This is a genomic window from Nocardia sp. NPDC058640 (assembly GCF_042716995.1).
Lineage (GTDB): Bacteria > Actinomycetota > Actinomycetes > Mycobacteriales > Mycobacteriaceae > Nocardia.
In genome coordinates this window covers 185,426-212,293 of record NZ_JBHXRG010000004.1, presented here as the reverse complement: position 1 = coordinate 212,293, position 26,868 = coordinate 185,426, and the positions used below count along the sequence as shown (strand labels likewise).

At 66.2% G+C, this 26,868-nt stretch carries 28 protein-coding genes; 7 read left to right on the top strand and 21 right to left on the bottom strand.

The features are described 5' to 3' along the window. Nucleotides 1-8 precede the first annotated feature (8 nt). Nucleotides 9-2,087 (bottom strand): elongation factor G, encoded by a 2,079-nt coding sequence (gene fusA, locus ACFWU5_RS09035; RefSeq protein WP_379266672.1) that lies wholly within the window; start codon nucleotides 2,085-2,087, stop codon nucleotides 9-11. Nucleotides 2,088-2,357: 270 nt separating this feature from the next. Here fusA (ACFWU5_RS09035) and ACFWU5_RS09030 point away from each other — a divergent pair, with 270 nt between their 5' ends. Together ACFWU5_RS09030 and ACFWU5_RS09025 are read left to right on the top strand one after the other, a co-directional pair. Beyond that, entirely contained in the window at nucleotides 2,358-2,789 is a 432-nt protein-coding gene (locus tag ACFWU5_RS09030; protein ID WP_379266671.1) for a PPOX class F420-dependent oxidoreductase, read from the top strand. Between the two features lie 94 nt (nucleotides 2,790-2,883). Further along, nucleotides 2,884-3,240: a nitroreductase/quinone reductase family protein gene (locus ACFWU5_RS09025; protein WP_379239695.1), complete on the top strand. Its 357-nt coding sequence runs from the start codon at nucleotides 2,884-2,886 to the stop codon at nucleotides 3,238-3,240. Between the two features lie 76 nt (nucleotides 3,241-3,316). On the opposite strand, the gene tuf is transcribed toward ACFWU5_RS09025, so the two are convergent. From tuf to hppD, 7 genes are all read right to left on the bottom strand, one after another. After that, the gene (gene tuf / locus ACFWU5_RS09020; RefSeq protein ID WP_379239694.1) at nucleotides 3,317-4,507 is read right to left on the bottom strand and encodes an elongation factor Tu; all 1,191 of its coding nucleotides are present in this window, start codon (nucleotides 4,505-4,507) and stop codon (nucleotides 3,317-3,319) included. A 136-nt stretch (nucleotides 4,508-4,643) separates the two neighbouring features. Continuing rightward, entirely contained in the window at nucleotides 4,644-6,746 is a 2,103-nt protein-coding gene (gene fusA, locus ACFWU5_RS09015; protein WP_379266670.1) for an elongation factor G, read from the bottom strand. A 34-nt stretch (nucleotides 6,747-6,780) separates the two neighbouring features. Next, nucleotides 6,781-7,251, bottom strand: coding sequence for a 30S ribosomal protein S7 (gene rpsG / locus ACFWU5_RS09010; RefSeq protein ID WP_056814216.1), 471 nt, complete (start codon nucleotides 7,249-7,251; stop codon nucleotides 6,781-6,783). 1 nt (nucleotide 7,252) lies between these two features. Next, entirely contained in the window at nucleotides 7,253-7,627 is a 375-nt protein-coding gene (gene rpsL / locus ACFWU5_RS09005) for a 30S ribosomal protein S12 (protein WP_194826800.1), read from the bottom strand. Between the two features lie 272 nt (nucleotides 7,628-7,899). After that, nucleotides 7,900-8,445 carry a DUF3558 domain-containing protein gene (locus ACFWU5_RS09000; RefSeq protein WP_379266669.1) on the bottom strand — a complete coding sequence of 182 codons (546 nt, stop codon included), beginning with the start codon at nucleotides 8,443-8,445 and terminating at the stop codon, nucleotides 7,900-7,902. Continuing rightward, on the bottom strand, nucleotides 8,442-8,969 hold the full coding sequence (locus tag ACFWU5_RS08995) for a DUF3558 domain-containing protein (protein ID WP_379266668.1): 528 nt from the start codon (nucleotides 8,967-8,969) through the stop codon (nucleotides 8,442-8,444). The genes ACFWU5_RS09000 and ACFWU5_RS08995 overlap by 4 nt, the downstream gene beginning before the upstream one ends. Nucleotides 8,970-9,000: 31 nt before the next feature. Continuing rightward, nucleotides 9,001-10,143, bottom strand: a complete 1,143-nt coding sequence (hppD, locus tag ACFWU5_RS08990) for a 4-hydroxyphenylpyruvate dioxygenase (protein ID WP_379239690.1) — start codon at nucleotides 10,141-10,143, stop codon at nucleotides 9,001-9,003. Between the two features lie 132 nt (nucleotides 10,144-10,275). Between hppD and ACFWU5_RS08985 the strand changes: the two genes are divergently transcribed. After that, complete coding sequence (locus ACFWU5_RS08985) at nucleotides 10,276-10,791, top strand: Lrp/AsnC family transcriptional regulator (RefSeq protein ID WP_379239689.1); 516 nt, start codon at nucleotides 10,276-10,278, stop codon at nucleotides 10,789-10,791. A 64-nt stretch (nucleotides 10,792-10,855) separates the two neighbouring features. On the opposite strand, the gene ACFWU5_RS08980 is transcribed toward ACFWU5_RS08985, so the two are convergent. From ACFWU5_RS08980 to ACFWU5_RS08940, 9 genes are all read right to left on the bottom strand, one after another. Further along, nucleotides 10,856-11,503, bottom strand: coding sequence for a GntR family transcriptional regulator (locus tag ACFWU5_RS08980; RefSeq protein WP_379239688.1), 648 nt, complete (start codon nucleotides 11,501-11,503; stop codon nucleotides 10,856-10,858). Nucleotides 11,504-11,537: 34 nt separating this feature from the next. Beyond that, a complete protein-coding gene (locus ACFWU5_RS08975; RefSeq protein WP_379239687.1) occupies nucleotides 11,538-12,530 on the bottom strand; it encodes an isopenicillin N synthase family dioxygenase in 993 nt (330 codons plus the stop codon). 11 nt (nucleotides 12,531-12,541) lie between these two features. Next, nucleotides 12,542-13,711 carry a nitrate ABC transporter substrate-binding protein gene (locus ACFWU5_RS08970; protein ID WP_379239686.1) on the bottom strand — a complete coding sequence of 390 codons (1,170 nt, stop codon included), beginning with the start codon at nucleotides 13,709-13,711 and terminating at the stop codon, nucleotides 12,542-12,544. An 8-nt stretch (nucleotides 13,712-13,719) separates the two neighbouring features. Then, nucleotides 13,720-14,571 (bottom strand): ABC transporter permease, encoded by an 852-nt coding sequence (locus ACFWU5_RS08965; RefSeq protein ID WP_379239685.1) that lies wholly within the window; start codon nucleotides 14,569-14,571, stop codon nucleotides 13,720-13,722. After that, entirely contained in the window at nucleotides 14,571-15,356 is a 786-nt protein-coding gene (locus ACFWU5_RS08960) for an ABC transporter ATP-binding protein (protein ID WP_379239684.1), read from the bottom strand. Before ACFWU5_RS08960 ends, ACFWU5_RS08965 begins: the two co-directional genes overlap by 1 nt. A gap of 112 nt (nucleotides 15,357-15,468) precedes the next feature. After that, nucleotides 15,469-16,782 (bottom strand): amidohydrolase family protein, encoded by a 1,314-nt coding sequence (locus ACFWU5_RS08955; RefSeq protein WP_379239683.1) that lies wholly within the window; start codon nucleotides 16,780-16,782, stop codon nucleotides 15,469-15,471. A gap of 127 nt (nucleotides 16,783-16,909) precedes the next feature. Then, nucleotides 16,910-18,022 carry a winged helix DNA-binding domain-containing protein gene (locus ACFWU5_RS08950; protein ID WP_379239682.1) on the bottom strand — a complete coding sequence of 371 codons (1,113 nt, stop codon included), beginning with the start codon at nucleotides 18,020-18,022 and terminating at the stop codon, nucleotides 16,910-16,912. 123 nt (nucleotides 18,023-18,145) lie between these two features. Next, on the bottom strand, nucleotides 18,146-19,120 hold the full coding sequence (locus ACFWU5_RS08945; protein WP_379239681.1) for an NADPH:quinone oxidoreductase family protein: 975 nt from the start codon (nucleotides 19,118-19,120) through the stop codon (nucleotides 18,146-18,148). Between the two features lie 54 nt (nucleotides 19,121-19,174). Further along, nucleotides 19,175-21,340, bottom strand: coding sequence for a protein kinase (locus tag ACFWU5_RS08940; RefSeq protein WP_379239680.1), 2,166 nt, complete (start codon nucleotides 21,338-21,340; stop codon nucleotides 19,175-19,177). 188 nt (nucleotides 21,341-21,528) lie between these two features. Between ACFWU5_RS08940 and ACFWU5_RS08935 the strand changes: the two genes are divergently transcribed. Continuing rightward, a complete protein-coding gene (locus ACFWU5_RS08935; protein ID WP_379239679.1) occupies nucleotides 21,529-22,302 on the top strand; it encodes an acyl-[acyl-carrier-protein] thioesterase in 774 nt (257 codons plus the stop codon). A gap of 157 nt (nucleotides 22,303-22,459) precedes the next feature. Here the strand turns inward: ACFWU5_RS08935 and ACFWU5_RS08930 are convergent, their stop codons facing one another. Next, nucleotides 22,460-24,127, bottom strand: coding sequence for an FAD-dependent oxidoreductase (locus tag ACFWU5_RS08930; protein WP_379266667.1), 1,668 nt, complete (start codon nucleotides 24,125-24,127; stop codon nucleotides 22,460-22,462). A gap of 155 nt (nucleotides 24,128-24,282) precedes the next feature. On the opposite strand from ACFWU5_RS08930, the gene ACFWU5_RS08925 reads away from it, so the two are divergent. Beyond that, a complete protein-coding gene (locus ACFWU5_RS08925) occupies nucleotides 24,283-24,774 on the top strand; it encodes a SixA phosphatase family protein (RefSeq protein WP_379239677.1) in 492 nt (163 codons plus the stop codon). Between the two features lie 19 nt (nucleotides 24,775-24,793). On the opposite strand, the gene ACFWU5_RS08920 is transcribed toward ACFWU5_RS08925, so the two are convergent. Further along, nucleotides 24,794-24,997 carry a hypothetical protein gene (locus ACFWU5_RS08920; RefSeq protein ID WP_379239676.1) on the bottom strand — a complete coding sequence of 68 codons (204 nt, stop codon included), beginning with the start codon at nucleotides 24,995-24,997 and terminating at the stop codon, nucleotides 24,794-24,796. Between the two features lie 48 nt (nucleotides 24,998-25,045). Between ACFWU5_RS08920 and ACFWU5_RS08915 the strand changes: the two genes are divergently transcribed. Together ACFWU5_RS08915 and ACFWU5_RS08910 are read left to right on the top strand one after the other, a co-directional pair. Further along, entirely contained in the window at nucleotides 25,046-25,414 is a 369-nt protein-coding gene (locus tag ACFWU5_RS08915) for a VOC family protein (RefSeq protein ID WP_379266666.1), read from the top strand. A 90-nt stretch (nucleotides 25,415-25,504) separates the two neighbouring features. Further along, complete coding sequence (locus ACFWU5_RS08910; RefSeq protein WP_379266665.1) at nucleotides 25,505-25,963, top strand: MerR family transcriptional regulator; 459 nt, start codon at nucleotides 25,505-25,507, stop codon at nucleotides 25,961-25,963. 25 nt (nucleotides 25,964-25,988) lie between these two features. Here ACFWU5_RS08910 and ACFWU5_RS08905 read toward each other — a convergent pair whose 3' ends face one another. Both ACFWU5_RS08905 and ACFWU5_RS08900 read right to left on the bottom strand, forming a co-directional pair. Continuing rightward, on the bottom strand, nucleotides 25,989-26,468 hold the full coding sequence (locus ACFWU5_RS08905; RefSeq protein ID WP_379266664.1) for an SRPBCC family protein: 480 nt from the start codon (nucleotides 26,466-26,468) through the stop codon (nucleotides 25,989-25,991). Continuing rightward, nucleotides 26,465-26,797, bottom strand: a complete 333-nt coding sequence (locus tag ACFWU5_RS08900; RefSeq protein ID WP_379266663.1) for an ArsR/SmtB family transcription factor — start codon at nucleotides 26,795-26,797, stop codon at nucleotides 26,465-26,467. The genes ACFWU5_RS08905 and ACFWU5_RS08900 overlap by 4 nt, the downstream gene beginning before the upstream one ends. Between the last annotated feature and the right edge of the window lie 71 nt (nucleotides 26,798-26,868).

Here is a 26,868-nt window from a genome sequence, read left to right as displayed (position 1 = left end):
GGTTTCGATCAGCTACCCGCGATGATCGCCCCTGCCGCACCCGGCGGGACCGGGGCGTAGGAATCGAACACCATCGAATAGTTCGCTCGGCCACGGGTTTTCGAGCGCAGGTCCCCGATGTAGCCGAACATCTCCTGGAGCGGGGTCAGCGCGCGGATGACATGCGCGCCACCCCGTTCCGTGAGCTCGGTGACCCGGCCACGGCGGGCGTTGAGGTCACCGATCACCTCGCCGACGTACTCCTCCGGCGTGACGACCTCGACGGCCATCACCGGTTCGAGCAGCACCGGCTTCGCCTTCGCGATCGCCGCGCGCACCGCCGCCGCGCCCGCCAGACGGAACGCCAGTTCCGACGAATCCTGCACGTGAGCGGCGCCGTCGAGCAGCGTCACCTTCACGTTCACCAGGGGGAAGCCGGCGAGCGTGCCGGCGCGCAGCGCGTCCTGCGCGCCCGCGTCCACCGCGGGGATGTACTCCCGTGGCACACGTCCGCCGGTGACCCGGCTCTCGAACTCGTAGATCGCGTCGTCATCGGCCACGTGCGGTTCCAGCGCGATCACCACCTTGGCGAACTGCCCGTGCCCACCCTGCTGCTTGCGGTGGGTGTATTCGAACAGATCGACTGCGGCGGTGATGGTTTCGCGGTAGGCCACGCGGGGGGCGCCGATGTCGGCGTCGACCCGGAACTCGCGTTTCATCCGGTCGACCAGGATCTCCAGATGCAGTTCGCCCATGCCGCCGATGACCGTCTGGCCGGTTTCGGCGTCGACGTGCACGGTGAACGTCGGGTCCTCGTCGGCCAGGCGGGCCAGGGCGGTGCCCAGCTTGTCCTGGTCGGCGCGGGTCCTCGGTTCGATCGAGACGGCGAGTACGGGGTCGGGGAACGTCATCGACTCCAGCACGACGGGGGATTCCCGATCGCACAGGGTGTCGCCGGTTCCCGTCGCCTTCAGGCCGATCACGGCACAGATCTGCCCGGCCTGCACCCGCTCGACGGCGATCTCGGTGCTCGAATGCATCTGGAACAGCTTGCCCAAGCGCTCCTTTCGTCCATTGGTCGAATTCAGTACGGTCACACCGGGTTCGACGGTTCCGGAGTACACCCGCAGGTACACGAGCTTGCCGAAGAACGGGTGCAGCGCGACCTTGAACGCCAGGGACGCGAACGGCTCGGCGATGTCGGGCGCGCGGTGGATGTGCTCGCCTTCCGGCGCGAATCCGTGCACGGCAACGACATCCAACGGCGACGGCAGGTAGTCGACGACGGCGTCCAGCAGCGGTTGCACGCCGATGTTCGCCAGTGCCGAGCCGCACAGGACCGGGTAGGCCTGTGCGTCGATCGTCATCCGCCGGATGGCGGCCTTCAGCATGTCGGTGGTGATCGGCTTACCCGCGAGGTAGCGCTCCAGCACGTCCTCGTCGGCTTCGGCGACCGCCGCCTCCAGCGCCTCGCGATGCTGGAATGCCTTGGCACGCAGGTCTTCCGGGATCTCGATCGTCTCGAAGTGGGTGCCGCGGTCGGTGTCGCCACGCCACACCTTCGCGGTCATCTCGACCAGGTCGATAATGCCCTCGAACTCGCGTTCGGCACCGATCGGCAGCTGAATCACCAACGGGCGCACCCGGAGTCGCTCCGCAATGGTCCGCACGGTGAACGCGAAATCGGCACCGAGCTTGTCCATCTTGTTCACGAAACAGACGCGCGGGACGCCGTACTTGTCGGCTTGGCGCCACACCTGCTCCGATTGCGGTTCCACGCCCTCCTTGGCATCGAACACCGCGACCGCGCCGTCGAGCACCCGCAGCGAACGCTCCACCTCGACGGTGAAGTCGACGTGGCCGGGGGTGTCGAGGATGGTGATCTGGTGCTCGTTCCACCAGCAGGTGGTCGCCGCGGCCGCGATGGTGATGCCGTGCTCGCGCTCCTGGATCATCCGGTCCATCACCGCGGTGCCGTCGTGCACCTCACCGAGGGTGCGGGTGACGCCGGTGTAGAACAGGATTCGTTCGGTGGTGGTGGTCTTGCCCGCGTCGATGTGGGCGGCGATGCCGATATTGCGTATTCGGGCGAGATCGATTCTGGTCATGGGAATCCCCCAGGCTGGTTCTGGTCGATGAATCGACGCTCGCCTGTCGGGCGTTCCGGGAACGGCACGGGCGTCGGATCACGCGGCGCCGCACCGGCGCCTCATGACCCGATGCGAACTAGAACCGCGGCTGCGGAAGTGCTGTAACCATGGGTCAAGTTCTACGCGACCGAATACTGTCTGTCGACAGGTTTTTCGCGCTCCGGGCATAAACGCGCGCACATCACAGTTCGTCCAACGAGCAGCCCCGCCACCCCAAGGAGCCCACCGATGCCCGAAACCCCCCTCGACCTGCACGCCCTCATCGCCGACTCCCGCCTCGGCATCCTCGCCACCATCAAAGCCGACGGCCGCCCCCAACTCTCCCCCGTCACCCCGTACTACGACCGCGCCGCCGGCATCATCTACGTCTCCATGACCGAAGGCCGCGCCAAAACCATCAACCTGCGCCGCGACCCCCGAGCCGCCCTCGAAGTCACCAGCCCCGACGGTTGGTCCTGGGCCACCGCCGAAGGCACCGCCACCCTCACCGGCCCCGGCACCGACCCCAACGGCCCAGAAGTCCAAGCCCTGGTCGACTACTACCGAGCCGCCGCAGGCGAACACCCCGACTGGAACGAGTACCGCGAGGTCATGGTCGCAGACCGCCGCGTACTCATGGCACTGTCCGTGGAGCACGTCTACGGGGCCAGGATTCGCTGATCCTGCTGTCCGCCAACGGCTCTCAGCGCTTTGCCAAAGATCCTCGGTAGTTTGGCGAGCAGCACATTCGTTCTTCAGCAGGCAGGAGAAGCCGTTGATTCAGGAATCGTTGTTGCGTCGGGGATTGCGGGGGATGAACGCCGGGGTGGTGGCGTTGGCTGAGGCTCCTGTCGTCGGGAAGTTCCTGGGTAAGTCGTTCGCGCAGATCAGTTATGTGGGTCGGCGTTCCGGGCGGACGTTCACCACGCCGGTGAACTATCGGCGTTCGGGCGAGGAGTACGTCATCGGGGTTGCGATGCCCGACAAGAAGAAGTGGTGGCGCAACTTTCTCGACGAGGGTGGCCCGGTCACCCTGCGCATCGGCGGCGTCGACCATGCCGGCCACGCGGTTGCCCATCGGGATGCCAAGGGACGGGTCACCGTCCGCGTGCGGCTCGCCGCGGCCGACTGACCCTCGGTGGAAACGCCGAACGGCGCCGCTCCCGGGGGAGCGGCGCCGTTCAGGTTGTGCAGTGGGTCTTACAGACTCACTTGATGATCTTCGTGACGCGACCGGCACCGACGGTGCGGCCACCTTCGCGGATCGCGAAGCGCAGGCCTTCGTCCATGGCGACCGGCTGGATGAGCTTGACGGTCATCTCGGTGTTGTCGCCGGGCATGACCATCTCGGTGCCCTCGGGGAGGGTAACGACGCCGGTCACGTCCGTGGTACGGAAGTAGAACTGCGGGCGGTAGTTGTTGAAGAACGGGGTGTGGCGGCCGCCCTCGTCCTTCGACAGGATGTACGCCTGGCCCTCGAACTCCGTGTGGGGAGTCGTGGTGCCCGGCTTGACGACAACCTGGCCACGCTCGACATCTTCGCGCTTGATGCCACGAACCAGCAGGCCGACGTTGTCGCCCGCCTGGCCCTGGTCGAGCAGCTTGCGGAACATCTCGATGCCCGTGACGGTGGTCTTGGTCGACTTCTCCTTGATGCCGACGATTTCCACCTCCTCGTTCACGTTGACGATGCCGCGCTCGATACGACCGGTGACGACGGTGCCACGACCGGTGATCGTGAACACATCCTCGACGGGCATCAGGAACGGGAGTTCGGTCTCGCGGACCGGCTCCGGGATCGAGTCGTCGACAGCCTGCATGAGCTCGACGATGGACTCGGCCCACTTCTCGTCGCCCTCGAGGGCCTTCAGACCGGAGACGCGCACGACCGGCGCATCCTCGTCGAATTCCTGCGAGGCCAGCAGTTCGCGGACCTCCATCTCGACGAGCTCGAGGATTTCCTCGTCCTCGACCATGTCGGACTTGTTCAGCGCGACCAGGATGTAAGGCACGCCGACCTGACGGGCGAGCAGCACGTGCTCGCGAGTCTGCGGCATCGGGCCATCGGTGGCCGCGACGACCAGGATGGCGCCGTCCATCTGGGCCGCACCGGTGATCATGTTCTTGATGTAGTCCGCGTGGCCCGGGGCGTCGACGTGCGCGTAGTGGCGCTTGTCGGTCTGGTACTCGACGTGGGAGATGTTGATCGTGATACCACGAGCCTTCTCCTCCGGCGCCTTGTCGATCTGATCGAACGCGAACGCGGCGTTCAGATCCGGGAACTTGTCAGCCAGCACCTTGGTGATCGCTGCAGTCAGCGTGGTCTTGCCATGGTCGACGTGACCAATGGTGCCGATGTTGACGTGCGGCTTCGTCCGCTCGAACTTCGCCTTCGCCACTTTGGGTCCTCCTGGACTTGTTGGTGCGTGCATTTGCAGCAGTGCGTGTGTCATCCCCACTGGGGGTGGGGATCGGGGTTTTTATAAGACTGGCGAGCCCTTGCGGTCCAGTGTGCCACTGGACCGCAAGAGGGTTTTATTCGCCGGTCGCCTTGGCGATGATCTCCTTGGACACATTGGCCGGAACCTCTGCGTAGGAGTCGAACACCATGGAGTAGTTCGCGCGACCCTGGGTCCGAGACCGCAGGTCACCGATGTAGCCGAACATCTCCGAGAGCGGAACCAGCGCCTTGACGACACGGGCACCACTGCGTTCCTCCATGGCCTGGATCTGGCCACGGCGGGAGTTCAGGTCGCCGATCACGTCGCCCATGTAATCCTCGGGCGTGATGACCTCGACCGCCATGAGCGGCTCGAGGATCACCGGACCGGCCTTGCGGGCCGCTTCCTTCAGCGCCGCGGAACCGGCGATCTTGAACGCCATTTCCGAGGAGTCGACGTCGTGGTACGCGCCGTCGAGCAGGCTCATCTTCAGGTTCACCAGCGGGTAGCCGGCGAGCACGCCGTACTGCATGGCATCCTGGGCGCCCGCGTCGACAGACGGGATGTACTCACGGGGCACGCGACCGCCGGAGACCTTGTTCTCGAACTCGTAAGCCGCACCGTCTTCGCCGATGAACGGCTCCAAGGCGATGATGACCTTCGCGAACTGGCCCGAGCCACCCGTCTGCTTCTTGTGGGTGTACTCGTGCTTTTCGACCTTCTTGGTGATGGTCTCGCGGTAGGCCACCTGCGGCTTGCCGACGTTGGCCTCGACCTTGAACTCGCGACGCATACGGTCCACGAGGATGTCGAGGTGGAGCTCGCCCATGCCGCCGATGACGGTCTGGCCGGTCTCCTGGTCCAACTTGACCGAGAACGTCGGGTCTTCGCGGGCCAGCTTCTGGATCGCGGTACCGAGCTTTTCCTGGTCGGACTTGGTCTTGGGCTCGATCGAGACCTCGATGACCGGGTCCGGGAACGTCATCGACTCGAGGACGACCTGGTTCTGCGCGTCGGACAGGGTGTCACCGGTGGTGGTGTCCTTCAGGCCGATGACCGCGTAGATGTGGCCGGCCGAAGCCGTCGCGACCGGCATCTCCTTGTTGGAGTGCATCTGGAACAGCTTGCCCAGACGCTCCTTCTTGCCCTTGGTCGAGTTCACGACCTGGGCGCCGGAGGCAACCTGACCCGAGTACACGCGCACGTAGGTGAGCTCACCGAAGAACGGGTGCACCGCGATCTTGAACGCCAGGGCCGCGAACGGCTCGTCGACGTTGGGCTTGCGGGTGACCAGCTCTTCTTCCTTGTTGGGCACGTGGCCGGTGGTGGCCTCGACGTCCAGCGGGGAAGGAAGGTAGTCGATGACCGCGTCGAGCATGGGCTGAACGCCCTTGTTCTTGAACGCGGAACCGCACAGCACCGGGTACAGCTCGGAGTTGACGGTCATCTTGCGAATCGCGCCCTTGACCTCTTCGATGGTCAACTCTTCGCCACCGAAGAACTTCTCGAGCAGTGCCTCATCGGACTCGGCGACGGTCTCGAGCAGTTCCTGACGGTACTGCGCGGCCTTCTCCTTGAGGTCCTCAGGGATCTCGACGACCTCGTACTCTTCGCCGAGCTTGGTCTCGCCCTTCCAGACCTTGGCATTGTTCTCGACCAGGTCGACGATGCCCTCGAAATCGTTCTCGGCACCGATCGGCAGCTGGATGACCAGCGGACGAGCGCCGAGGCGATCCTTGATGGTCTGCACGGTGAAGTAGAAATCCGCACCGAGCTTGTCCATCTTGTTCACGAAGCAGATACGCGGCACGTCGTACTTGTCGGCCTGACGCCACACCTGCTCGGACTGGGGCTCGACACCCTCTTTGCCGTCGAACACCGCGACCGCACCATCGAGGACGCGCAGCGATCGCTCCACCTCGACGGTGAAGTCGACGTGCCCGGGGGTGTCGATGATGTTGATCTGGTTGTCTTTCCAGAAGCAAGTGGTAGCCGCGGAGGTGATGGTGATACCACGCTCCTGCTCCTGCTCCATCCAGTCCATCGTGGCCGCGCCGTCGTGAACTTCACCGATCTTGTACGTGATACCGGTGTAGAACAGGATGCGTTCGGTCGTGGTGGTCTTGCCCGCATCGATGTGGGCCATGATGCCGATGTTGCGGACCTTGTTCAGGTCGGTGAGCACGTCCTGTGCCACGAAATTCTCCCTTGTAGAGTGACGGGCCGGACAATCACCAGCGGTAGTGCGCGAAGGCCCGGTTCGACTCGGCCATCTTGTGGGTGTCCTCGCGACGCTTCACAGCGGCACCGAGGCCGTTGCTGGCATCGAGAAGCTCGTTGGCCAGACGCTCGACCATGGTCTTCTCGCGACGGGCGCGGGAGTAGCTGACCAGCCAGCGCAGCGCCAGGGTGTTGGCGCGGCCCGGACGGACCTCGACCGGCACCTGGTAGGTGGCGCCACCGACACGACGGGGCTTCACCTCGAGGGCGGGCTTGACGTTGTCCAGCGCACGCTTGAGGGTGACGACCGGATCGGTACCGGTCTTCTCACGCGCCTGCTCGAGTGCACCGTAAACGATACGCTCGGCGGTCGACTTCTTGCCGTCCATGAGGATCTTGTTCACCAGCTGAGTGACCAGCGGGGACCCGTAGACCGGGTCGTTGATCAGCGGACGCTTGGGTGCGGGGCCCTTGCGTGGCATATCAGCTCTTCTCCTTCTTGGCGCCGTACTTGCTGCGGGCCTGCTTGCGGTTCTTCACGCCCTGGGTATCGAGCGAACCGCGGATGATCTTGTAACGCACACCCGGAAGGTCCTTCACACGACCGCCGCGCACGAGCACCATGGAGTGCTCCTGCAGGTTGTGGCCTTCACCGGGGATGTAAGCCGTGACCTCGATCGCAGTGGTCAGGCGAACACGCGCGACCTTACGCAGCGCGGAGTTCGGCTTCTTGGGGGTGGTGGTGTACACGCGAGTGCACACACCGCGACGCTGCGGGCTCTCCTTGAGGGCCGCAGTCTTGGTCTTGGTGACCTTGTCGCGGCGACCCTTGCGGACCAGCTGGTTGATGGTTGGCATAGACCGGCTTTCCTTATTGGTAATTGCGCTTGATGTGCAGTGTCTAGCAGTTCATCGAGCTTTCACTCGCACGTCAGACCACGTTTCCGTTAACCCGTGGTCGGGCGTGTCGCCGTGGCGCTCAGTACCTTTTTCAAGGCACGGTGGAACGGTCCGGCCGCTTTCGCTGGCCTACGTTCACGCACGAACTTGCCCGCAGTAATCCGGGCACAGGGATCTACGATACCCGCGTGGCCGATTCGGGGTCAAAGCGGGGGGACCTGTCAAGCGTTCTACCGGGCAAGATCCAGGGTCAGCTCGACCAATTTCGCGGCCGCGGCGCAGGGATCGGGGTGTGCGGAGCCGGGTCGGTAGTTGATCCACCAGCCCACCACCCCGACATCGGCGGCCGGGGCGGTGACGCCGCAGGAGTCGTTGTCGCCGGGTCTGCGCACCTGTAGGGCCCTGCGGCCCTGCACGGTGATGTCGCCGGAGTCGTAGCCCAACTTGTCGTTGGTGGTCTTCTCGTTGTTCAGCGTACCCATCTCGTACCAGTTCAGGGTGGCCATGGCCGGGCCGCCGGGGGCGTCCTCGATATCCCACATGCACACGGCGCCGCTGAACGAGCCGTCCACACTCTTGGCGTTGCCGACGATCTCGCCGATCTTGTCGTTGGCGACCACTTCGCATTCGCGCAGCAGTTTGTCGAAGTCGGTGTCGATGATCTCGCCGCCGCCGCCCTCCCCCATCGCTCGGGGGTTGCCGTCGATCTTCTGCCCGCAGCCGGCCAACGCGGCGGTGAGGATCAGCGCGGCGGCGGCGATCCGGCCCGCCCTCACTGCAACCGTCCTACGGTCAGCTCGGCCAGTTTCCTGGTCCGGTCACACGGGTTGCCGCCCAGGGCGAACAGGCCCGTGGACATCGACCATTCGAAGAAGTCGTCGTCCAGCTGCACGGCCAGGTCGCACACGGTGCCGCCCGGGTCCAGCGCCATGAAACCCGGACGTCCTGCCACGTCGATGGTTTCCGGTTCGCGTCCCACGCTGGACACCCAGGCCTTCTCGCGCGCGATCGGGCTGCCCCGGTAGGACGCGAAAGTGATACTGGGCGGGGACATTCCGGCCGCCTCCCAGTTGCACCCGGTGGCGTTCTTGAACACTCGCGCGATCTGGCTCAGGCCGCCGAGGGTGCGCACTTCGTCATCGGTGACGTGGCCGCACTCGCCCACGAACGGGCCCAGTGAGGCGACCTTCGGTGGTGGTCGGTGTGGTCCTGTCGGCGTATCGGAGTCGCCCCCCGATCCGCACGACGTCAGCATGACGACCAGGGTCATGCCACAGATGATCGCCGAGGGGATCCGCATGCCATGAACTCTAATGGTTCACCGCACGGCCTCACAGATTGCCGCGAGCCTCCTGTTCGCGTTCGATCGCCTGAAAAAGGGCCTTGAAGTTGCCTTTTCCGAAACCGAGTGAGCCGTGTCGCTCGATGAGTTCGAAGAACACGGTGGGGCGATCGACCAGCGGGCGGGTGAAGATCTGCAGCAGGTAGCCGTCTTCGTCGCGGTCGACCAGGATGCCGCGGCGTTGCAGTTCGTCCACGGGCACGCGCACCGCGCCGATGCGGGCGCGCAATTCCGGGTCCTCGTAATAGGTGTCGGGAGTTTGCAGGAATTCCACCCCTTGCGCGCGCAGGGCGTCGACGGTTTCGAGGATGTCGCCGGTGGCCAGCGCGATGTGCTGCACGCCGGGGCCGCGGTAGAACTCGAGGTACTCGTCGATCTGCGAACGCTTGCGGCCCGCCGCGGGTTCGTTGAGCGGGAACTTCACGCGGTGGTTGCCGTTGGCCACGACCTTGCTCATCAGCGCGGAGTACTCGGTGGCGATGTCGTCGCCGACGAATTCGGCCATGTTCGTGAAACCCATGACGCCCCGGTAGAAGTCGACCCAGCGGTCCATCATGCCCAGTTCCACATTGCCGACCACGTGGTCGATCGCCTGGAACACCCGCTTGCTCGGCTCTCGAGTGGAGGTGCGCGCGATATAGCCGGGCAGATACGGCCCGACGTAGCCGGAGCGGTCGATCAGGGTGTGCCGGGTTTCGCCGTAGGTGGCGATGGCGGCCGACCGCACGGTGCCGAATTCGTCTGTCTCGTCGTGGGGTTCGACCAGGACGGTGGCGCCGTGGTCGCGGGCCCAGGCGATGCAGCGGTCCACATCGGGGACCTCGAGGGCGATGTCGACGATGCCGTCACCGTGCCGGTCGTGGTGCTGCACGAGCGGGCTGTCGGGATCGACGGCGCCGGTGATCACGAACCGCGCTCCCCCGCTGCGCAGCACGAACGCCTTGTGGTCGCGGTTGCCGGTCTCGGGTCCCGAGTACGCCTCGAGGCGCATCCCGAACGCGGACTGGAGGAAGTGGGCACTCTGGGTCGCGTTGCCCACGACCCACACCAGGGCGTCCCACCCGATCACCGGAAACGGATCGACGCTGTCGTCGTGCTCGATCAGCCCGACGAGCTGCTGCTCAATGGTCATGACCAAGGAGAACGCGTCGCGGTGTAGCTGAGCAACTACTTCATGTGCGCCTGAACAGGCTGGCATAAGAAGCCACCGGAATCGGGCAGATGGTGGACAATTTGAATAGCAACCGGACCCGGAGGTCAGCACATGCGCACGCCCGCGAAATTGGACGAACTGGACCTGGCGATCCTCACCGCGATGCACCAGTTTCAGAAGGCCGGGATTCTCGAGCTGTCCCGGCGCACGAAGGTGGCGCGCGCGACGGTGCAGGCGCGGATCAACCGGATGGAGGAATCGGGGGTGATCGCGTCCTACGACCCCCATATCGACGTCACCGCAGCGGGTTTCGATGTGCAGGCGTTCGTGACATTGGAGATCGCGCAGGGGGCGCTGGACACGGTGAGTGCGGAACTCACGGCGATTCCGGGGGTGATCGAGGCGTACGCGACGACGGGCTCCGGGGATGTGCTGTGTCGCATCGGGGCGGATTCACATGCTGGGTTGCAGGCGGTGTTGTTGAGTATCGATTCGACCGGGTCGGTGGTGCGGTCGCACAGCGTGGTGGTGCTGTCGACGGTGGTGGCGCGGCGGACTATGCCGTTGCTGCACACGTTGACCCCGGCCGGGACGGCGAAAGCGCCCGCCTATCGGGATCAGCGCTGAGCGAGCCAGCGCTTGCGCGGTGCCGAGAAGCGATGGCCCCAGCCGTGTACCCCTGAGTGGGCGCTCACTGCCGGGCGAGGCGGGTCAGCAAGCCCTGGACGTGGGCTTCCGCGGCCGCGCGGGCCGAGTCGGCATGGCCGGATTCGAGGGCTTCGACGATGCGGCGGTGTTCGCGCAGGGCTACGCGGCGGTTGCGGGCGGAGCACCACAGGTCGCCGCGGTAGAGGTGGGCTTGGGCTTCCAGGCGGGCCAGTTCGTCGACCACGCAGGCGTTGCCGGAGGCGTCGCGGATGAAGGTGTGGAATTCCAGGTCGAGTTGGGCGTCGCGGGTGGCGTCGGTGGCATCGTCGAGATTGGCTTCCTGAGCGGCGATGATGCCGGTCAGTTTGTCCAGGTCGGCTTCGGTGAGGCGGGTGGCCGCGGCGGCTGCGGCGAGACCGTCGAGGGCGGCGCGGACCGCGAGGACATCGCGGATGCGCTCGTCGTCGACGGCGGCCACCTTGGCGCCCGCGTGCGGTGCGCTCACTGCCAGACCCTCGTAGATCAGCTGCTGTACCGCTTCGCGGACGGGACTGCGACTGACCCCGAGCTTGGTCGCCAGCGCCGGCACGCTCAGCGATTGGCCCGGGGTCAGTTCGCCGGACAGGACCATCTGCCTGATCTGCCGATGGACAGACTGGCCGAGCAGCGAAGAGGTGCTGTCTTCGGTCATCGCAGGTGGTCCTTTCCGTTGGGTGTTGCGGTGATTATCCCTGTGGCCGGTAGTTCGCCTGCACCCGCTGAGTCAGGAAGTCCGCGGCGGTGACGGGCGGGTACTTGCCTTCCGGGCCCTGGATGATCGCGTCGCGGTCGGCCTGCGCGAAATAGGCGATGCTGTAGCGCTCACCCTGGTATTCGCCTTCGCCGGGGCTGCGCACGCGGTGGAAGTTCGACGGCAGCAGGTCGTCACTCCACCGGGTGAGCATGTCACCGATATTGCAGGTGATCAGGCTCGACGACGGCGTGATCGACGTCCACTCCTGCTCTTCCATCTCCTTGCCGGGGCACACCTGCAGCCCACCCTGACCGTCACGCTGGAAAAGCAGTGTGAGGCAGTCGAAGTCGGTATGGGCACCGGCACGCCAGCGTCCGGGCACGCCGCGCAGTTCTTCGGGAACGGCGAAGTAGTGCAGCAGTCGCAGCGCGCTCTGGTAGTTCTCGGAGCCGGGATCGTGTGCGGCAGTGAAGTATTCGCGTTCGAAGCCGAGACGGTCGGCGAAGCAGGACAGCACCCGCATCGCCACTTCCCAGGCCTTGTTCTCGAAATCCAGTACCCGCGAACGGAATCCGGGCAGCTCGGCGTCGGTCGGCCACAGGTTGGCCATGTGCGGCCGGGTGACCTGGTAGGACTCCTTCTGATCCGGCACGCCGATGGACGGGCGCACCTGGCTCAGACTCTCCCACCCGGCGTTGTTCTTCTTGACCAGCGGGTACTGGCCCTTGACCTCTTCGGGCAGTGCAAAGAAATCGGCTGTGGTGCCGAACATCTCGTCGATCAGGTGCTGCTCGATGCCGTGGCCCGACAGCTGGAAGAAGCCGATCTCGGTGGCGGCGGCCCACAGCTCTTCGGTGATCTGCGCGCGGCGATTGTCGAAGTCGGACAGGTCGATGACGCGGATCTCGCGGTCGGTGGTTTCCCTACCGAGCCCGCCCATCTGCTTCTCGCGCGAGACTTCGGACATGTCGTAACTGGTGGTCATGGGGTGTCTCCTTAGCCGGTGACGGAAATGGCGGGGTCGAGGAATTCCTTGGTGACCAGGTCCTTGGCGGTCAGGCCAGTGGGCACGTTCGCGCCGCCCGCTCGCAGGATGGGGCCGAATTCGTCGATGATGCGTTGGATGCGGGCCTCGTCGAAGCTGCCGAGCACGCCGTCGGTGTCGTTGCCGATCAGGCCGCCGTCGATCAGGGCCTTGGAACCGAATTCGGCCAGCTCGATGCTGTACGGGTTGAGCTTGGGGTTCTGCTCGACCACGTCGACGACGACCTCGTTGACGTGCTTGGGGTCGGCCTTGAACGAGGCGGTGGCCTGCTGGATCATCGGCACCAGCTTCTGCAGGCACGGGCGCAGTTCGGCGAGCTTGTCGGCGCGCACATTCACGGTGCGGGCGTAACCCTCGTAGCCGACGTCCTTGAGCATCTGGTAGCCGACGGGCTTGTTCCAGGCGCGCACTTCGTGCTCGTAGGTGAACGGTTCAGCGTTGGCGAAACCCTGCTGGGCGAAGGACGGATCGGTGACGAAACGCGAGGGCGAGTTGTCGTAGGAGGCGTCGATCTGCTCGCGCTGCACCAGGCCGCGCGCGATCAACCACTCCGGGTACAGCTGCCCCTTCGACACCACCACCGGCTTGCCGGACTTGCCGATATCGGCGATGCCCTTCCAGTCGGGGTTGGTCTTGGGGTCCCACATCAGCATCTGCGGGCTGTTGCGCAGCAGTGTGGTGACCGCGACGATCGGCTGCTTACCGGCCGCGGAGATGGCGTGCTCGGAATGCGCGAGACCCAGCGTGATGCTGGAGTCGACATACATCTGCGAGGGCACGGTCTGGAAGCCGATGGCGGGGCCGCCCGCGCGGATCTCCAGCTTCACGCCGGTGTCCTTGCCGTTGGCCACCAGCGGGCCGGTGATCTTGTTGTTGTCGGCGTCGACGGTGTAGCCGGGGCCCAGCAGTCCGAAGATCGGGCCGGAGTCCGTTTCGGGCGCCCACTGCAGCTGCACGACCACCGTGGCGGGGCAGGCACCGGCGAGCTGCTGTTCGGCGGGGGCCGGTTCCAGCGCGACGGCGGGGGCGTTCGAGGTGTCGTCGGAACAGGCGGACGCGGTGCCGGCCAGCAGCACAGCAAGCGCGGCAATACCGATGCGACGCAAGGGAACTGTCTTCATGATGGTCCTTAGTGAGCAGAGTTGTGCCAGCGGCCGACGCTGACCTTCTGGATGACGGTGAACACGGTGAACACGAGCACACCGAACAGGGCGGCCAGCAGCAGCGCACCGATCAGATCCTCGGATTGCAGGCGGGCGCGGTAGGTGTCTAGCAGGGTGCCGATGCCGGGTTTGCCCTGTGCGAAGAACATGTCGCCGATGATGGCGCCGGTGACGGAAAGTCCTGCGGCGGTGCGCAATCCGGTCAGGGTCGAGGGCAGCGCGGCGGGCAGTTGCAGCGACCAGAGGCGACGCAGGCGACCCGCTCGGCCGAGGGTGAACAGTTCTTGGAGGTTGCCGTCGACGGATTTGATGCCGAACAGGGTCATCGCGATGATCGGGTGGATCGCGATCAGCACGCACACGGTGGTGCGGGCGGCGAAGCCGTAGCCCAGCCACAAGCCGATCAGCGGAACTACAGCGAGGACCGGGATCGCCTGCAGCACCACCGCATACGGGTAGACGACATTCTCGATCGGCTTCGCCTGGCTCATCAGCACCGCGATCGCCACACCCAGCACCGCCGAGATCAGCAGGCCGGTGATCGCGACCTTGGCGGTGACACCCAGCGCTTCGAGCATCACCTCGAGCTTCTTCGGGTCACCCAGCGATTCGCTGAACACCACGTGCGGCGGCGGCAGCAGGAAGCGGCGGCTTTCGCTGAGCACCAGCATCGACACCGCGTACCAGGCGGCCAGCGCCAAGGTGATCGAAACCATCGGCGCGACAAGCGCTTTGCCGACTTTCTGCAACTGCGCCAGCGGCAGTTCGGTCTTCTTGGACGTGGCCGGGGCGGCGGCACGCGCGGCGATACTCACCATCAGGCAGCCTCTTTCAGCGAGCGCGAGATTCGGGAGACGAGTTCGGTGAAGGCGGGTTCGAACCGCAGTTCGCGGTCCCGCGGGTAGGGCAGGTCGACGTCGATGACCTCGTGGATGCGGCCGGGTCGCGCCGACATCACCACTACGCGCGAGGCCAGGAACACCGCTTCGGAGACCGAGTGGGTAATGAACAGAGCGGTGAAGGCGTTGTCGCGGTAGAGGCGAAGTAGCTCTTCCTGCATGTTCAGCCTGGTCATTTCGTCCAGGGCGCCGAACGGTTCATCGAGGAGCATCAGGCGCGGTTCCAGCGACAGCGCGCGTGCCAGGGATACGCGCATACGCATACCGCCCGACAGTTGGCTGGGCAGCTTGTTCGCGAAGTCCGCCAGGCCGACGGCTTCGATCGCCCGCTCGACCCGTTCGCGACGCGTCTTGCGGTCGACGCCGGCCAGTTCGGCCGAGAGTTCGACATTGCGCCGCACCTTGCGCCAGGGCAGCAGCGTGGCTTCCTGGAAGATGAAGCCGATCGAATTCGTGCGCACCGCAACGGCTCCCGAGCTCACCGGCTCGAGTCCGGCGGCCAGGCGGAGCAGCGTGGACTTGCCGCAGCCGGACGGGCCGACCACTGCGACGAATTCGCCTTGGCGGATGTCGAGGTCGATGTCGGTCAGGGCTAGCGTGCCGTCTTCGCCACCGAAGCGCTTGCCTACACCGGCGAAGGAAACCTCCATGCCGGACATCAGCGTCCTCGCGTCGGCGTCGTTCACCGTGTCGTAGAGCGTCACCGTGATCACCTTCTCCTGCGGTATATCGGTGTTGCGTGCAACCTTTGGGCTCGTTCAGTGTTAACGAGTCGGATTACATGCAATGTGTCGTTCGTTTCGGATGGATTAACTGTCAGCGCATGCGGATCAGGCGTTGCGCGAGATCCTGGTGATCGACCCGCGTGCTCACGCCGTCGCGGATCACGGCCTCGCCGTCGACCCACACGGTGTCGATCACGCGCGGCGACGCGGCGGTGAGCAGGGTGGCGCCGGGGTCCAGAACCGGCAGGCAGGCGAAGTCGCGGTCGAAGCGCACGAGGGTGAGGTCGGCGCGGTCGCCGATCGCGATGCCGGTGTGTGAGGGACGGCCCAGTACCCGGCCTGCCGCGCCGGTGGCCATGTGCAGCATCTGTTCGAAGCCGAGCAGGTCGGCCTTCTTGTGGGCCGCACGCTGCAGGTATGCGCCGATGCGCAGGGCCAGGAGCATGTCCTGGGTGTCGTTGCTGGCCGCGCCGTCCACGCCGAGGGTGACGTCGATGCCCGCTTCCAACATCGCCGGGACGGGGGCGACGCCGCTGCCGAGGCGCATGTTGGAGACCGGGTTGTAGGACACGGCCACACCGCGTTCGGCGAACAGTTTGCGGCCGTGGTCGTCGAGGTTCACGCAGTGCACGGCCAGGGTGCGGTCCCAGAGCAAACCGCTGGCGTCGAGGTAATCCACGGCGGAAGCGCCTGCATGCAATCGGCACATGTCGTCGTCGGTGGTGGTTTCCAGGACATGTATCGACACCGTTTTGCCCGTGGCCTGCGCGTATTCGCGGGTGGTCGCCATGCCCTCGGGGGTGAGGCAGCGCGGGTTCGGCACGGCCAGGGCGGTGGTGATGCGGGTGCCGAGCAGCTGCTTGTCGAGTTCGTCGACGTGCGCGAGTGCTTCGTCCAACGGCTGCATGAGGCGCGGGTCGAGGCCCCACTTGCGGGTGATGTCGGCGCGGTCGGCGATGCCACGGCCCAGGACCACGCGGATGCCGAGTTCCCGCAGCGCGCGGATCATGGCCTGGTGGACCTCGTCGGACGGGCTGGGCCACATGTGTTCGACCACCGTGGTGACACCGCTGCGCAGCAGTTCCAGACCACCGGCCAGCGCCGAGAGATAGGTCTGTTCCGGGGTGGCGGCCACGGTGTGCTCGCCCACGCACCGCAGCCATTCCAGCAGCGGCAGGCCCTCGCCGACCCCACGCAGAACCGCCTGCTGCAGGTGGGTGTGGGTGTTGACGAAACCGGGCAGCAGGTAGCCGCCGCCACCGTTCGAACGGGGCAGATCGGCGTGCTCGGGCCCGGCTTGCAGGGCGACTACGACACCGTCACGGACCACGACCTCGCCGGGAGTCCAACCCTGCTCGGTGTAGACGGTGACGTCGGTGATGACGACGGACGCGGCAGAATCCATGCGCGCACCTCTTTCGGGATGCGGCTGGTTAGCTCGCCGTTTTCAGCGCAGCGCGGCGTCCGTTGCAGCCATGAACGTCGTGGGGACGACCTTAGAAAGCGGTTGTTGCTTGGGGGTTAAAGATGTGTCACAGGCGAAGGTCCGCGCCGGGGAGCAAGATCTCGACCGAGGGTTCGGACTCAGGTTCCAGGAAGGCCAGCAGGGCCGCCGCTTCTAGTTCTACTTGCGCCGCTTCGGTTTTCGTCCACTGACGTATCGGGCTGATCCGCAGTCGGGCGGTCCCGGATTTGACGAAGATCTTGTACATCCCGGCCGTGAAACCGTCGATCAGGACCGGCGAGACATTGGTGGCGAAGGCGCGCAGGGTGGGCGGATTGTCGTCGCCGGTGATCCGGGTGCGGTCCTGGTGGGCCAGCAGGGCGTTGTCGTACCAGCCGAGCAGCCGGACCGGGGCGGGCAGGTCGGGGTCGGCGAGTTCGAGGTCGGCGGCGTCGTAGAGGGTGCGGCCGCGAGCGTCGGTGTAGGTGCGCAACCGGTCGCCCAGCGCGGCGACGGGCTTCTTCATCGCGGGCAGGCGCGACCAGGCCTGCATGTCCATCGTGCTCGCCGGGCCGAAGGCGCGCAGATAGCGCAGGATCAGTTCTTCCACCGGGTAGGTGGGGTCCAGCGGTGCGCGCAGCCACGGCTGCACGCGCGACCAGACCGGCCGGCTGTTGTCGCGCCACCGGCCGCGCGGCGGTGTCTGCAGGACGGGAAGTTGGTAGAGCCAGGTCTGCAGGACGGCGCCGGCGTCGCGGTCGGGGTAGCAGCGGGCGGCTTCGGCGCGAAGGTCGGCCGCCGACTTCGGCTCGTCGCCGAGCGCCGCCTCACCCCGCTGACGGACCTCGTCGGGGTCGAGGCCGACCATCGCGCCGAAGTTGAATCCCGCACGGAACGGGATTTTCTCGAGTTCCGGCTGGATGTGCGGTGCGATGCGTAGGGCGTCAGGCGGGGTGACCAGGTGAATTGTGCCGCGCATCAACGTGATTCGCACCAGCGAACGGTCCTCCAGACCCGCGGACACCGTGTCCGGGTCGAAATCGGTGATCCGGCTCCACAATCCGACGAACGGGGGCGTGACGTCTTGGGCTTGCAGGCCGACCAGGTGATCGCACAGGTCGGCGGCGGTCAGGGTGCAGCGTTCCAGGAGGTGCTGGCGGGCGAGCAATGTCCGGTTCAACACCCGATTCGACACCTGCATTCGATTCCTCCATCTGCCTGTCGTGCCAACCCCGCCGACCGAACACCGGCGTAATCGACCACTTCGCCGCGTTCAACCCCGAATTCCGACTGAAACGCGGCCGATTGGTCGATTACGCCGGGCTCATCGCAGTTGGACGACGATCTTGCCCGCGGCGGTCCGCTCGTCCAGGGCCGCAACGGCTTCCGCGGTGCTGTCGAGGGGGTACAGGACCGGGTCGGGGGCGGTGATCGCGCCGGAGGCGAGCAGTGGTTCGATCTCGGCCCACTGTTCGGCCAGGTAGGTGGGGTGACTCATCACCCATTCGCCCCAGGCCGCGCCGACGACCTCGACGTTCTTGAGCAGCAGGCGGTTCACCTTCACCGTCGGGATGTCCCCCGCCGTGAAGCCGACCACCAGCAGTCGGCCGCCGCCTGCCAGCGAACGGATGCTGTCGGTGAAGCGGTCGCCGCCCACGGGGTCCAGGACGATGTCGACGCCGCGACCGTCGGTCAGGTCCTTCACCGCGGCGAGCCAGCCGTCGGTCAGCACCACATCGGTGGCGCCGTTTGCCTTGGCCACCTGGGCTTTCGCGTCGGTGCTGACCACCGCGATCACCCGGCCCGCGCCCAGCGCCTTGGCCATGCGCAGGGTCGAGGTGCCGACACCGCCTGCCGCGCCGTGCACCAGCACCGTCTCACCCTCGGCCAGTCGGCCGCGCTTGGTCAGGCAGAAGTGGACGGTGAGGTCGTTGAACAGCACGCCCGCGCCCGCTTCGAGGGAGATGTTGTCGGGCAGGCGGAACACCGCGTGCTCGGGTGAGACCGCGACCTCGGCGACGCCGTTGCCCAGCATGGTCAGCGCGGCCACCCGGTCGCCGGGGCGCAGCGACGAACCCTCCGGGGCCTCGCGCACGACACCGGCCACCTCGCCGCCGACGACGAACGGCAGGCCCGGCTTCATCTGGTAGAGGCCGCGCGTCATCAGCACGTCGGGGAAGGCGATGCCCGCGGCGTGCACGTCGATCAGCACTCCGCCCGGGTAGGCCACCGGTTCGGGCAGATCGACTATCTCGATCGCCGACGGTCCGTCCAACTTGCTGACCTGGGCTGCGCGCATTTCCGACACCTCTCTCACAGACATTGCTGTCGCGAACATAACCCGGCGACGGGGTCAGCGATGGGCGAACTCGGTCACTGACTCGGTGATCGGCTCATTGCCCGGGACCGCGATGGTGAGCCCGTAGGCGCTGAGCAGGTACTGGGTGCCGTCTTTGTAGTTGGTCGCGATGAACGCGCCGTCGCCGTTGGGCACCGGATCGTCGATTTCGATGTGGCTGCCGTCGCTGAGGCGCACGCCCTTGTAGTAGTAGCGCTGATCGCCGGTGTGGCAGATGACCACTCGCGAGTGGGTGGTGCGGGCGATGGTCATCGCGGCATCGTTGTCGTTGCAGCGGGGGGCCGAGCTGAGGAAACCCTGGCCATCGGCGCCGGACACGCGCGATTGCAGCGGGGGGACAGTGGTTTTGGTGGGGCCGTCGGGGACGGTCTGGCTCACGGTCACCACGTCCATCGGCGGCAGTGCGCCGTCGGAGGTCGACGCGGGGGGCTCGGCGAGCCTTTGCTGATTGTCGTTGATGCTCAACATGATCCAGACCGCCGCACCGATCGCGGCGAGCACGATCAGCGCGCCCAGCGCACCGGCCAGGATCGGGGTCGACGAATTGCGTTGCGAGGGAAGGGGTAACGGAGCGGACGGGTGGGTGTAGCCGGAGCGGGTCGGGAGGCCGCGCTGGGTGGCTTGGAAGCGGGCGGGATCGGGGGTGGTCGCCCGGTGCGCGGTCGACGAGGGGGCGGGGTCCGCGTCGGGGCCGGTTACTCGACGGGTCGACTCGGGGCCGGTGACCCGGCGGGTCGAGTGGGGGCCGTCGGGGTCCCGGCGTATCGGGCTGGCCGGTCTGGCGCCGTGGTGGTCCAGTCCGGCGGACAGCAGAGGGTCCGCGGATGCGCTCCAGGCCAGGGGCTTCGCGAGCGGGTCGGAGGAGTGCTGGCCGGGCCTGGCGTTCGCGTCGGGGGATGAAGCGCGCGATGTCAGTGGGTTCTTCAGGTCGGAGGACGCCGCAGCGCCTCGCCTCGGCGCGGGAAAGCTCGGCCCGACCGAACTCCTCGGCGCCGGAGAACTCGGGTCGGCCGGACGTGGGGAGTTCAGGTCGGCGGACGCGGCTGCCGAACCACGAGCCGATTGGGAGCTCAGGTCGGCGGAACCGCGAGCCGGTGGGGAGCTCGGGTCGGCCGACACAGCTTCCGAACCGCGAGTTTCCGGTGGGGAGTCCGGGTCAGCGGGTACGACTGCCGAACCGCGAGTTGTGGGCGGGGAGTTCGGGTCGGCGGGTACGACTGCGGAGCCCCGGGTCGTCGGCGGGGAATTCGGGTCATCTGTTCGGGACGGTGAGGGGTGCGCGCCGGTGATCGACAGTCGCGGGCCCGATACCGTTGGCGGAGTGGAACGTTCGGCCTGCAGGACCGCCGCACGGGCCGCCCGGGCCAGGTCGACGGGGGACGCGTAGCGGTCGGCGGGACGTTTGGCCATGCCTCGTTCGATGACCGCGTCGAAGGTGGTCAGGCTCGGGTCCGCGGCGCTGGGGCGGGGCGGGGGCGCCATCTGGTGCGAGCCGATCGCGCCCGCGAGGCTGTTCACCGGGAACGGCACCCGGCCGACCAGGCATTCGTACAGCACACAGGTCAGCGCGTAGGTGTCCATGGACGGCGACATCGGCACGCTGTCGAATCGTTCCGGCGCCATGTAGGCCATCGAACCCACGGCGCTGCCCGCGCTGGTGAGCTGCGGGTCGGTGGCGGTGTGGGCGATGCCGAAGTCGACCAGGTAGGCGAACAGGTTGCCGGTGAGCAGGATGTTGCCGGGTTTCACGTCGCGGTGGATCAGGCCGACCTCGTGCGCGGCGTCCAGCGCGAACGCGATCTGCTCCACCACCTGCACCGCCTCGACGGGGGTGAGCCTGCCGTACTGCAGCAGCCGTTCCTTGAGGTCCACGCCTTTGACCAGGCGCATGTCGATATAAAGAACACCGTCGACCTCGCCCCAGTCGTGCACCGGGATGACGTGCGGTTCCTGCACGCTGGCCATGGCCTGTGATTCGCGGCGGAAGCGCTGCACGAAAGTGGGGTCAACGGCCAGTTCGCGGTTGAGCATCTTGAGGGCGACTACCCGATTCTTGGAGGTGTCGTACGCCTCGTAGACCTCCCCCATACCGCCGACTCCGAGAAGTCTGCGAATTTCATAGCGCCCGAACATCGAGCCCGCCATCGCTCCGCCGGCCATTACTGCAGGCTACCCGGGTACGGACAGGTCTGTCATGTAAGCCAACCGCCACGGGTACCCCTTCGTGACCGACACCCGGTACCGGTAGTCCCGACTCGCCGAGAAGGTGTGATCTGCGACCCGTAAAGTCGTGGGCAGAACTACGCAAGAAGTCGCGGCGCACCTGGTGGGCCGCGCAAGGAGCACACGTGTCACTCGATCAGCCATTGGCCCCGCTACCCACGGAGGGCACGGGTTTCGCCACGGCGTGGCCCGTCCGGGTCGGCGACGTGGATCCCTATCAGCGACTGCGCCTGGACGCGGTATCGCGCTATCTGTCCGATATCGCCTGGGAAGAACTGACGCAGACGGCGCTGCACCTGACCGATCCCACCTGGATCGTGCGGCGCACCGTCATCGACGTGATCCGCCCGATCACCTGGCCCGACCACGTCCACCTCGAACGCTGGTGTTCGTCGATGTCGACGCGCTGGACGAACATGCGCACGCGGATCACCAGCCAGGACGGCGGCCTGATCGAAACCGAGGGATTCTGGATCAACCTCAGCGAATCCAGCAACCTGCCCTCCCGGATCAGCGACGACGGCCTGGCCTACCTCGCCCGCTCCACCGACGAACACCGCCTGCGCTGGCGCCCCTACCTCACCGATCCGGCACCCCGCGAATCCGAGAAGGACCTGCCGTTCCCGGTCCGCGCCACCGACATCGACCAGTTCAACCACGTGAACAACGCCTGCTACTGGCAGGCCGTGGAACAGTTCCTGGTCGACTACCCGAAGCTGGTCGCGGGGCCGCATCGGGCGGTGATCGAGTACGTGGCGCCGGTGCTGGCACGCGAACACATCACTGTGCGCGCACGGTACGAACCGGGCGACCGGACCGGGCAGATGGTGCTGCGACTGTGGTTCGTGGTCGGTGGGGTCACGACAACAGTCGTCAAAATCATGCCGCTGCCTGTGTAGATTTGCGGCTGGTGCCGCGGTTCTCGGCGCTGAACTCCACCTCTTCCCTCCCTACGGGCACTCCTTCGTCGCACCCTTCGGTCAGTCCATCGGCGGAGGCGCGCCGAGAACAAGATCCGGCGCCCGGCAGGGATTTGGGGCCCTGCCGGGGTGACGGCTAACCCTTTGCGGCCTTCAGCAGGTCGGCGCGGGTGGTGAACTTGACGCGGGGGCGGCCCGCTGCCTTGCCTGCGGCTTTTTCGGCCTGGTCGATGGTTTTCCAGGCTTTGCGGTCGACCAGGTCGGGTTGGCGTTGGGCCAGCAGGGCGCGCAGGGCGGCGCGGTCGCCGGTCGGGGCGGTGAGTTTGCCCCCGATGAAGTCGGCGATCAGGGCTTCCACGGTTTCCTCGGCGTCGGCGCGGTTGGAGCCGATCACGCCGCGTGGGCCGCGTTTGATCCAGCCCGAAACGTAGACGCCCGCAAGGGGTTCGGTCGCGTCGATGACTCGGCCGTGTTCGCTGGGGACGGTGCCGCGACGGTCGTCGAAGGGCAGGCCCGCGACGGGTTCGCCGCGGTAGCCGATCGAGCGCAGGACCAGCCCGGTGTCGAGGGTTTCGGTGCGGTCGGTGGGGGTGGCCACCAATTGACCGTTGTCGGAAGTCAATTCGTTGTGGACGAATTCGATCCCGGTGACCGCGTCGGTGCCGTGGACCGCCGTCGGGGTGGCGAGGTAGCGGAACACGATCCGCTTGTTCGCCGGGTCCGATTCCGCGGTCGAATACTCTTGCGCCAGTTCGTACTTCAAGCGCAGCGAGGGTTCGATGTTCGGGTCGTCGAGGATCGCGCGACTGTGCGGGTCGAGTTCGATCTCGGCGGGGTCGACGATCACGTCGATGCCCTTGCGATGGGTCAGGGCCAGGAACTCCGGGGAGCTGTAGGCGGCTTGCAGGGGGCCACGGCGGCCGAGGATCACGACCTCGCGAATGTTGCTGCGGCGCAGTGCGTCCAGAGCGTGGTCGGCGATGTCGGTCTTGGCGAGTTCGTCGGGGTCGGCGGTGAGCACGCGGGCCACATCGAGGGCGACATTGCCGTTGCCCACGATCACCGCCCGCTCGCCGGACAGATCGAACTCGCGATCGGCGAAGTCGGGATGGCCGTTGTACCAGGCCACGAACTCCGTGGCCGAATGACTGCCGGGCAGGTCCTCACCGGGAATGTCGAGCGAACGGTCACTCGAGGCGCCGACGGCGTAGATCACCGCGTGATGGTGGTCCAGGAGCTCGGCGTGGTCGATGTGTTCACCGACCTCGACATTGAGGTAGTACTGCAGCGTGTCGCGCCGGAACGCCGACTCGAACATCTCCGCCACGCCCTTGGTGCCCGCGTGATCGGGCGCCACGCCCGCGCGGACCAGACCCCACGGCGTCGGCAGCCGGTCGAACATCTCGATCTCGACATCGCTGCGCCGCAGCAGTTCGTCGGCGGCATAGCAAGCCGCGGGGCCCGCGCCGACGATCGCCACGCGCAAGGTGCCCAGACTCTTCGGCGGGCGCGTCGGCGTGGTCAGCGGGTCGAAGTTCGACTCGAGCGGGTGACGCTGGAAGTAGGCGGCGTTGATCTCGCGATACCGAGACAGCGAGGCCAGCAGGTCATCCTCGGAGAAGATCGCGTCCACCGGGCACGCGTCGACGCAGGCACCGCAATCGATGCAGGTGTCGGGGTCGATGTACAGCATCTCCGCGGTGGCGAACTCCGGTTGGTCCGGAGTCGGGCGGATGCAATCGACCGGGCATTCGGTGACGCAGCTGGCGTCGTTGCAACAACGCTGCGTGATGACGTAGGCCATAGGTGCAGATCCTCGAAATGTGTGGTCGGGAGCTCGAGACGCCCTCGACGCGGCCCGCGGCTTGCTCGGCCACGAACACATCGACGGTGACGCAGCTTTCAGTGTGCCTCGAGTGTGACCGCGACCTCACCGCTGCCCGGCATTACGGTGGTCCCATGGCGTCGACACTGATCTTGATGCGGCACGGAAAATCGGCCTACCCCGACAATGTGGCCGACCACGCGCGCCCGCTGGCACCACGCGGCGAACGCGAGGCGGCGCTGGCAGGCGACTGGCTACGCGCCACCCAACCCCCGATCGACGCCGTGCGCTGCTCCACCGCCGAACGCACCAGGCAGACCCTGGCGGCCACCGGCATCACCGCGCCGGTCGAATACACCGACGACATCTACGACGCGAACCCGCACACGCTCATGGAACTGATCGGCCTCACCGACGACTCCATCTCGACGCTGCTGCTGGTAGGTCACGTGCCCGGAATCCCCTGGACCGCATGGGAACTGGCGGGCAACCGCGAATCCGATCAGGCCACCGAACTGAGCCGCAAGTTCCCCACCTCGGCGCTGGCGGTGCTCGAATTCGACCTGCCGTGGGCGCAGATCGGCACCGGCACGGGCGAACTCACGTCCTTTCACGTGCCACGCTGAACTCACCTCAGCGATGGGCCTACTTCAGTAACTTGCCTCCGACGACGATGCCGACGCCCAGTAACGCCAGCAGTACGAAGGCGACGAAACCGTTCGTCAACCACCAGACCACCCCGAGCACGAGTACCGCCGGTGCCACCGCGATCGCGGTGATCACCGGGCTCTCCTTGACCGTTTCCCAAGCCGAGCGGGCCCTGACGCGGTCGATGTCCTTACCAGCCATGTGATCCACACTACGTTTCTGTCGGTCCCCGGTGTCATGCTTGCTCGCATGGATTGGAAAATCGAACTCGTTGCCATCCCGGTCACCGACGTCGACCGGGCCAAAGACTTCTACGTCAGTATCGGCTTCAACGCCGATCACGACCACACCCCGAGCCCGGACATCCGCTTCGTACAACTCACCCCACCGGGCTCGGGCTGTTCGATCTGCATCGGCACCGGCCTCACCAGCGCCGCACCCGGCAGCGTCGAGGGCATGCAGATGGTCGTGCCCAGCGCCCAAAAAGCCTACGAACAACTCACCGCGGCCGGCGTCGAAGCAACCCCCGTCCAAGACATGGGCTGGGGCCTGTTCACCTTCTTCGCCGACCCCGACGGCAACAAGTGGGCCGTCCAGGAGCTGCCCGACTACAGCTGACTTCGCCGCACCTGTGGAATCGAGGCTTGCTTGGAGTGCACTCCAGGTCGATAGCGTCTGAGGAAGTTCCACGGGAAGGGACGAGTCACGATGGATCAGGACGCGGTCGCGCGGACCGACGGCAATGAACACGAGCGCCCGAAGTATTCGATCGGCCAGGTGGCCGAACGGACGGGTCTCAGCCGCGACACCCTGCGCTGGTACGAACGGATCGGGCTGATGAGCTACATCGGCCGCGACCACACCGGCAACCGCCGGTTCAGCGACCGCGACCTGGAATGGCTGGCACTGATCGGGCGACTACGCCTGACCGGTATGCCGGTAGCCGACATGATCCGCTACGCCGAACTGGTCCGGGCAGGTGAACAGACCTACCCGGACCGGCTGGCCATGTTTCGGCAGACCCGATCCGACGTGCTCGACAAGATCGCGGAACTACAGCAGACCGTGGCCGTGCTCGACTACAAGATCGCCATCTACGAGGGGCGATCCGACCTGTCGCGCCCGACCACGATCACCGCGCCTCCCAGCGATGGGGGCGCCACATGAGCACCGCCGCCACTGATGGTCACGCTCAGCGGTTTTCGGCCAGCAGGGCGTCCAGCGCGCGGTAGCTCTCGTTGAGGCCGCCTTCCATGCCGGAGGCGAGCATCCCCGCGCATTCCTCGGCGGTGTGGAAGATGCCGTCGGTGGTGACGCGGGTGCGGCCGTTGCCCAGGTCGGTGAAGGTGGTGGTGTCGATGCTGATGTGGGCGGGCATACCGTCCCATTCGAAGGACTGCACGATGCGTTCCTTCGGGGTGATCTCGCGGAAGCGGCCTTCGAAACCGTAGGCTTCGTCGCCTTCGTGTTCGACGAAACGCCAGTGGCCGCCCTTGCGGAACTCCCAGCGTTCGACGTCGAGCACATGGCCGCGACCCCACCAGCGCGACAGTTGCTCGATGCGGCTGTAGGCGTCCCACACCCGGTCCAGCGGTGCGTCGAAATCGCGTTCGATGTGGACTTCGCGGTCGGAGGTGGAGGTGACGACCGCGTCCTTGATCGTGGTGCTCATTGCTGTGGCTCCGTTCGTTGCAGGAATTCACCGAGACGGTCCATCCGGGCTTCCAGCATCTGCCGGTAACCCTGCATCCAGGCCACCTCACGATCGAAGACATGCTCGCCGATTCGGCAATACCGAACCCGCCCACGCTTCTCGGTGACCACCATGCCCGCGTCCTCGAGCAGCCCGATGTGCTTGGAGATGCCGGTCAACGTCATCTCGAACCGTTGCGCCAACTCACTGACACTGGCGGGCCCACGCCCGAGCTGCTCGAGGATGCCCCGCCGGGTGGGGTCCGCGAGCGCCCCGAACGAGGCGTCTAGGAAGTCATACTGAACCATCTAGTTCAGTATTGCGCGAGGATGCTCGTCGGTCAACCCCTTCGGCGAAACTGTGGACATTCTTCGATCGC

What these genes read in the sequence shown, in the direction of transcription:
- ACFWU5_RS08925 (WP_379239677.1), top strand. Translation starts at nt 24,283, where the DNA reads ATGGCGTCGACACTGATCTTGATGCGGCACGGAAAATCGGCCTACCCC.
- fusA (WP_379266672.1), bottom strand. Translation starts at nt 2,087, where the DNA reads ATGACCAGAATCGATCTCGCCCGAATACGCAATATCGGCATCGCCGCC.
- hppD (WP_379239690.1), bottom strand. Translation starts at nt 10,143, where the DNA reads ATGACCATTGAGCAGCAGCTCGTCGGGCTGATCGAGCACGACGACAGC.
- ACFWU5_RS08980 (WP_379239688.1), bottom strand. Translation starts at nt 11,503, where the DNA reads ATGACCGAAGACAGCACCTCTTCGCTGCTCGGCCAGTCTGTCCATCGG.
- rpsL (WP_194826800.1), bottom strand. Translation starts at nt 7,627, where the DNA reads ATGCCAACCATCAACCAGCTGGTCCGCAAGGGTCGCCGCGACAAGGTC.
- ACFWU5_RS08900 (WP_379266663.1), bottom strand. Translation starts at nt 26,797, where the DNA reads ATGGTTCAGTATGACTTCCTAGACGCCTCGTTCGGGGCGCTCGCGGAC.
- ACFWU5_RS08905 (WP_379266664.1), bottom strand. Translation starts at nt 26,468, where the DNA reads ATGAGCACCACGATCAAGGACGCGGTCGTCACCTCCACCTCCGACCGC.
- ACFWU5_RS08970 (WP_379239686.1), bottom strand. Translation starts at nt 13,711, where the DNA reads ATGAAGACAGTTCCCTTGCGTCGCATCGGTATTGCCGCGCTTGCTGTG.
- ACFWU5_RS09030 (WP_379266671.1), top strand. Translation starts at nt 2,358, where the DNA reads ATGCCCGAAACCCCCCTCGACCTGCACGCCCTCATCGCCGACTCCCGC.
- ACFWU5_RS08975 (WP_379239687.1), bottom strand. Translation starts at nt 12,530, where the DNA reads ATGACCACCAGTTACGACATGTCCGAAGTCTCGCGCGAGAAGCAGATG.
- ACFWU5_RS08995 (WP_379266668.1), bottom strand. Translation starts at nt 8,969, where the DNA reads ATGCGGATCCCCTCGGCGATCATCTGTGGCATGACCCTGGTCGTCATG.
- ACFWU5_RS08965 (WP_379239685.1), bottom strand. Translation starts at nt 14,571, where the DNA reads ATGGTGAGTATCGCCGCGCGTGCCGCCGCCCCGGCCACGTCCAAGAAG.
- ACFWU5_RS08955 (WP_379239683.1), bottom strand. Translation starts at nt 16,782, where the DNA reads ATGGATTCTGCCGCGTCCGTCGTCATCACCGACGTCACCGTCTACACC.
- ACFWU5_RS08985 (WP_379239689.1), top strand. Translation starts at nt 10,276, where the DNA reads ATGCGCACGCCCGCGAAATTGGACGAACTGGACCTGGCGATCCTCACC.
- rpsG (WP_056814216.1), bottom strand. Translation starts at nt 7,251, where the DNA reads ATGCCACGCAAGGGCCCCGCACCCAAGCGTCCGCTGATCAACGACCCG.
- ACFWU5_RS08930 (WP_379266667.1), bottom strand. Translation starts at nt 24,127, where the DNA reads ATGGCCTACGTCATCACGCAGCGTTGTTGCAACGACGCCAGCTGCGTC.
- ACFWU5_RS08950 (WP_379239682.1), bottom strand. Translation starts at nt 18,022, where the DNA reads ATGCAGGTGTCGAATCGGGTGTTGAACCGGACATTGCTCGCCCGCCAG.
- ACFWU5_RS08920 (WP_379239676.1), bottom strand. Translation starts at nt 24,997, where the DNA reads ATGGCTGGTAAGGACATCGACCGCGTCAGGGCCCGCTCGGCTTGGGAA.
- ACFWU5_RS08940 (WP_379239680.1), bottom strand. Translation starts at nt 21,340, where the DNA reads ATGGCCGGCGGAGCGATGGCGGGCTCGATGTTCGGGCGCTATGAAATT.
- ACFWU5_RS08945 (WP_379239681.1), bottom strand. Translation starts at nt 19,120, where the DNA reads ATGCGCGCAGCCCAGGTCAGCAAGTTGGACGGACCGTCGGCGATCGAG.
- ACFWU5_RS08910 (WP_379266665.1), top strand. Translation starts at nt 25,505, where the DNA reads ATGGATCAGGACGCGGTCGCGCGGACCGACGGCAATGAACACGAGCGC.
- ACFWU5_RS08915 (WP_379266666.1), top strand. Translation starts at nt 25,046, where the DNA reads ATGGATTGGAAAATCGAACTCGTTGCCATCCCGGTCACCGACGTCGAC.